The following is a 5,126-nucleotide window of genomic DNA, read 5'->3' as shown; positions in this document are numbered from 1 at the left end:
TTCTCTTTGTTGTGGTAAACAAGAGTGTAAGGCGTTGCTTATTTTTTTCAACTATTTCCCAATTCTATACAGCCCCTAGTCAGTGTCTTTATCTCACTTGAGTGTGATTGATTACTCTACAAAACCCAATTAAGGAAATATTATGCATATCAGTGCCCATTTCGATAGCGGTAATATCGAAGTTATTAATTCAGACGATAAAAATAACATCCAGTTAGCTATTCGTCCAGACGTCGGTGGTGAATTTTTTCAGTGGTTTAACTTTCTTATTCAAGGTCAGGTGGGCGAGCATTATGTGCTCAACATCGTTAATGCTGGTGGAGCTTCATACCTTGAAGGCTGGGACAGCTACCAAGCGGTTGCCTCATTCGATCGTGATTATTGGTTTCGTCTGCCCACCTCATATAAAGACGGCACCTTGACCATAGAAGCGGATATGGAATACGACACGATTCAGATTGCCTATTTTGCCCCTTACAGCTACGAGCGTCATCTGGACCTGTTGGCATCAGTGCAGTTGCATCCGCTAGTAACTTTAGAGCATTTAGGGGAGACGCTTGATAAGCGTGATTTGACAGTAGTAAAAATCGGTGATGGGGATAGTAATAAGCGCAGTATCTGGATTACAGCGCGTCAGCATCCAGGTGAAACCATGGCTGAATGGTTGGTCGATGGACTGATTCATAGCTTACTTGATAATGATAATGCTAGCGCTAGGTTATTATTGGACAAAGCTAACTTCTATATTGTGCCTAATATGAACCCTGATGGTAGTGTGCGCGGACATCTGCGCACCAACGCAGTCGGTACTAATCTTAATAGAGAATGGTCAAACCCAAGTTTAGACAAAAGCCCTGAGGTCTTTTATGTGATCAATAAAATGCAGCAGACTGGTGTTGATCTATTTTATGATGTGCACGGTGACGAAGCCTTGCCCTTTGTATTCCTTGCAGGCTCACAAGGTGTGCCAAGTTATAATGACCGCCTCGCATGTTTGAGGGAGAGGTTTTCAGAAGTGTTAAAATTAGCTAGTGCCGATTTTCAAACGGAAAAAGGTTATGAGGTTAATGCGCCGGGCAAAGCGAATATGAGCCTCGCTACTAACTGGGTGGCCGAGCGTTTTGATTGTTTGGCTAATACATTAGAGATGCCTTTTAAGGATAATGATAATGTACCTAATGTAGCTACAGGCTGGTCACCAGAGCGTTCAATTAAGCTAGGTGAAGCCTCGTTAGTTGCAATGCTATCGGTCGTGGATGATTTACGTTAGTTAGTGATTTAGACCAACTAATTTAGGTAGATTCTTGAGCAATTAACAATTCAAACCCTAGTAAGTACTTCTTGCTAGGGTTTGAATTGTTATAGGACGAAACGAAACTACGCAGTTTAATTCTATTTGGTGGTATTTCACTGCTTACGACTTTTTGTGCGTTGTCTGTCACATTATTACTCGATTAGTAAGCCCATTTTTATCTCCCCAATGCTTAGATACGCATACAAGCTACCCATGATGGTAAGCCCTCTTAATTTTTATCATCTAATTCGTAACCCTTGCTTGTAATTTGATAAAAAACCTTTCAACACTCTGTATGATAGCTTCTTCAAGAAGATACCACTTAGTGACAAAGGAGTTTTTCATGCAAGAAGCTATTTCAAATGAAGAGGTGCAAATTATCAAGCTTTTCAAAGAGAATGTTTATGGTAGATCACCCAATATTGACGGCTTTAATCAGCGCCATGACGGAAAAGCAGGTCACTGGCTAGAGCGACAAATGGGCATAGCCGCGAATGCTAACAACGAGCCAGACTTATACGGCTATGAGATGAAAAATTCTACTGGTAGTAAGACCACTTTTGGAGATTGGAGTGCTAATTACTATATCTTTAAAGACAAAGAAATTGATCTTGACCGCACGCAATTTATGGAAGTGTTTGGCAAACCTAATGTAGAAAAGGGTGGACGTTACTCATGGTCAGGTAGCCCAATTCCTAACTTTAACTCTCCATCAACCTATAATGGCTCAGAAATGGTTTTTGATGATGCAAAGAACATAATCATCGTTTATAACTATTCAAAAGATCCGCGCCTTGATAAAGCAAATATAGTCCCACCAAGCCTACAACAAGAGGGAGTTATCCTAGCCCGTTGGGATAGAGATAATTTGAATAGCAAACTAACAAAGAAGTTCGGCCATCACGGTTGGTTCAAGTGTAATAAAGGCAAAGACGGCTGTTACAATCAGATCGCTTTTGGTGAGCCAATGATCTTCGATAATTGGATTAAGCTCGTTGAGCAGGGCATAGTATTTTTTGACAGTGGTATGTACGTAGGAAATGCTCGTAACTACTCCCAATGGCGCGCTAATAACAACCATTGGGACTCATTAATTACCCGTACCTATCCACCATTCCCAGGATTTTTAGATAACAGCCAATAAATCAGCTTGTTTTTGAATGGCCTCAGCTTTGTGGAATGTTGAGATCATTTGCTCTGCTACCGCCTCAATGACCTTGACGCAAACAGAGTTACCAAACTGTTTGTACGCTTGAGTCTTAGATACTGCGTCAGTCAAAAACTCCTCGGGGAAGCCTTGTAATCTAGCGCATTCTCGGGGAGTTAACATTCTTGGGTTTTTCCCATATTGAGATTGATCTATCAAGGCCTCAGAACCATCTTTATAGTACCGTGCGCTAATGGTATTGGTGTACTCGCTGTCATGGTTAAATAAGCTGTAACCAAAGCCGTTGCCTTTGTTTATGTGCTGGTCCTTTCTTTTTTGATGACCAGCCCATAGGTTATCGGATATGGTATAGACCGTATCATCAGCTGGCACATCCTCTAATATATCGCCAACACGGGTTTTGCTATGAGTAGGCTTAGGAAAACTAAATAGCTCGTCAAAGTTTTCGACTTTGTCAAAATAATCTCTATTAAAACCTACGATAAAAATACGCTCTCTATTTTGTGGCGCACCAAAGTCCGCAGCCCTTAACACAGCATATCCTACCCAATAATTTAGCTTATGAGATAACGCCTCTCGCGCTTCTTCACTCATAGGAACATCATCAGGTATGCTGTCTTTATGCTGCCCAGTCAAAATATCGTAGATGGTTTGAAAGGTTTCCCCTTTCTTATCAGTTCTGAGACGCTTCACATTTTCTAGTAAAAACATTTTTGGACGTTTTTCAGCTAAAATTCGCTGAATCTCAAAAAACATAGTGCCACGTGTGTCTTTAAAGCCTTGTTTTAGACCTGCTTGTGAGAACGCTTGGCAAGGAAAACCAGCTAAAAGTAAGTCATGATCTGGAATATCTTTGGCCTGAATTTGGGTAATATCCCCACTTGGATACTCTCCATAATTAGCAAAGTAGGTCTTTTGAGCATGTTTATCAATCTCACTGGTGAAAACACACTCACCGCCCTGTTTTTGAAACGGCAGACGTATACCGCCAATACCTGCAAACAAATCAATAAAAGTGAAATCACTATCCTTATTACTATGCTCAAAAGGATGGCTGTTGTTAAGTGCTTCTAGCTTCGCTAACCTTGTAGCAGAAGGTTTGTGCTCACCGTTCTCCCAGCCACGAACCGTCCTTTCGCCTGCTTCTTTCATCCCTAATAACAATGCTAATTCTTTTTGAGAAACGCCCAATGACTTACGTTTCTCAATAACATATTGCTGAGTATCTTTCATAGTAACCTACTTTTAAAATATCCTGTTTTATTCCCGGATTTTAACATAGATTTTCTACTTTGTGTTAGATAAAAGCTTAGTTCTGGCCTTAAAATACTGTTGAAGCAAATAACCGTTTTCTATATTTTTTGGGAAAGATTTGCATCTTCTTTTAAATCTAGCAATCACCAAGGCATCATAGCCATTACACGTTGACCATTTATATAATGACACATCAACATAAGAATCTTCTCAGGTGGCAGTGTTAACTCTTTAGTCGTCCCATTGAGATGAGCCGTTCGATTGATATCGTCTGTATAAACCTTCGTTTCTTTGTCATAAAACCCAAAAATTTCACCTACTAAACGAACATCGCTTAACAGTTTGCCGTGTTTTTTGTTTACAGCCTTACTTATAGCCAGCGTTCCTAATGGCTCATCGACCATCAACATCAGAGTCACGAACTGCATCACGCGCTCATAAAGCTTAGGAGAGTCTATCATTTCATGATAAAAAGCATAGGCTTGCTCACTGGTGCAAAACCTTTCAAACAAAGTAAATGCACGAGCTACCATTTTTGCAACAGCCGGATCGTCTTCTGCAAATTTAATCGCAATCGTATTCCTAGCAAGTGGCAGCATCACAGATAAAGCGCCTTCACTATCTGCCACCATGCCATCAACCACATATGGCTCTATGTCTACGTCAAAACTTAATAGCGCAGCTCTGTGCTCTTCAATAAACATAACCTATTGCCCATGATAGTTTGGATTACTGCCACCAGTAGCATAACTATTATCATCTAGCAGCGAATCCTGTTCCCCATAATTAGCCATAGAGTCAGATTGCGTTTGGTGACTACTGCTAGGTTGATTGCTTTCAACACCTATGTTTTGATCAATAGCCTCTTGATTATTTTCTTTTGCGTTGGCTGCAAATGAATCTTCTTCCTCACCCAAGCCCACATCGCCGCCCAAACTTTCAATCATGCTTTTAAACAACTCTTTATCCGATTTTCTCGTTAGAAAATCTGGAAAATGAATCGCAAAATACTCTCGGATCATCTGTTCACTCTCACCATCAGTTGCCAATACCTGACCCAAAAACGCCCCCATCAAAATCTTCTGCTTGTTCAGGCGCTTCTCTAGCTTTACCTGCTGAACCTTAGCTTGGCGTTTTAACTCTTCCAACCGTTGACGCTCTTTTAACTCATTAGAATCTTGATTATCAAAAATAGACACAGGCGCTTTATTATTAGATACTGACATCAGATTTATCCTTATCAATTAAATTTTACTTAGCATAGCAAGCACCTCACTATCATTCAATCACTTGTGATAAGCTTTAACACAACCGCATCAGACACCTCAGATATATTATTTTAGTATTTGATGGTTGCGTCCCCCTGACTAAGGGCGAAGTAACGACTCAAAATTTAATCTATCCACTTCG

The 5,126-nt window shown here is 40.5% G+C and carries 5 protein-coding genes; 2 read left to right on the top strand and 3 right to left on the bottom strand.

All coding sequences use genetic code 11. From position 1 onward, the window contains the following. Positions 1-142: 142 nt before the first annotated feature. Entirely contained in the window at positions 143-1,270 is a 1,128-nt protein-coding gene (locus EI162_RS13275; protein ID WP_087815685.1) for a M14-type cytosolic carboxypeptidase, read from the top strand. Between the two features lie 367 nt (positions 1,271-1,637). Then, positions 1,638-2,438, top strand: coding sequence for an LlaMI family restriction endonuclease (locus tag EI162_RS13270; RefSeq protein ID WP_225737002.1), 801 nt, complete (start codon positions 1,638-1,640; stop codon positions 2,436-2,438). Here EI162_RS13270 and dcm read toward each other — a convergent pair. From dcm to EI162_RS13255, 3 genes are all read right to left on the bottom strand, one after another. Then, on the bottom strand, positions 2,421-3,695 hold the full coding sequence (dcm, locus tag EI162_RS13265; protein ID WP_192524791.1) for a DNA (cytosine-5-)-methyltransferase: 1,275 nt from the start codon (positions 3,693-3,695) through the stop codon (positions 2,421-2,423). The two genes, EI162_RS13270 and dcm, sit on opposite strands and share 18 nt — an antisense overlap. Before the next feature lie 164 nt (positions 3,696-3,859). After that, complete coding sequence (locus EI162_RS13260; RefSeq protein WP_192524790.1) at positions 3,860-4,420, bottom strand: hypothetical protein; 561 nt, start codon at positions 4,418-4,420, stop codon at positions 3,860-3,862. A 3-nt stretch (positions 4,421-4,423) separates the two neighbouring features. Next, positions 4,424-4,942 carry a hypothetical protein gene (locus EI162_RS13255; RefSeq protein ID WP_192524789.1) on the bottom strand — a complete coding sequence of 173 codons (519 nt, stop codon included), beginning with the start codon at positions 4,940-4,942 and terminating at the stop codon, positions 4,424-4,426. Positions 4,943-5,126: the final 184 nt, after the last annotated feature.

Source organism: Psychrobacter sp. FME6, assembly GCF_014861365.1.
Classification (GTDB): Bacteria; Pseudomonadota; Gammaproteobacteria; order Pseudomonadales; family Moraxellaceae; genus Psychrobacter.
The sequence above is the reverse complement of the archived record's forward strand: the minus strand, read 5'-3'. Positions and strand labels throughout refer to the sequence as shown.

Excerpts from the sequence above, each read along its gene's own strand:
- EI162_RS13275 (WP_087815685.1), top strand. The coding sequence starts at position 143 with ATGCATATCAGTGCCCATTTCGATAGCGGTAATATCGAAGTTATTAAT.
- EI162_RS13270 (WP_225737002.1), top strand. The coding sequence starts at position 1,638 with ATGCAAGAAGCTATTTCAAATGAAGAGGTGCAAATTATCAAGCTTTTC.
- dcm (WP_192524791.1), bottom strand. The coding sequence starts at position 3,695 with ATGAAAGATACTCAGCAATATGTTATTGAGAAACGTAAGTCATTGGGC.
- EI162_RS13260 (WP_192524790.1), bottom strand. The coding sequence starts at position 4,420 with ATGTTTATTGAAGAGCACAGAGCTGCGCTATTAAGTTTTGACGTAGAC.
- EI162_RS13255 (WP_192524789.1), bottom strand. The coding sequence starts at position 4,942 with ATGTCAGTATCTAATAATAAAGCGCCTGTGTCTATTTTTGATAATCAA.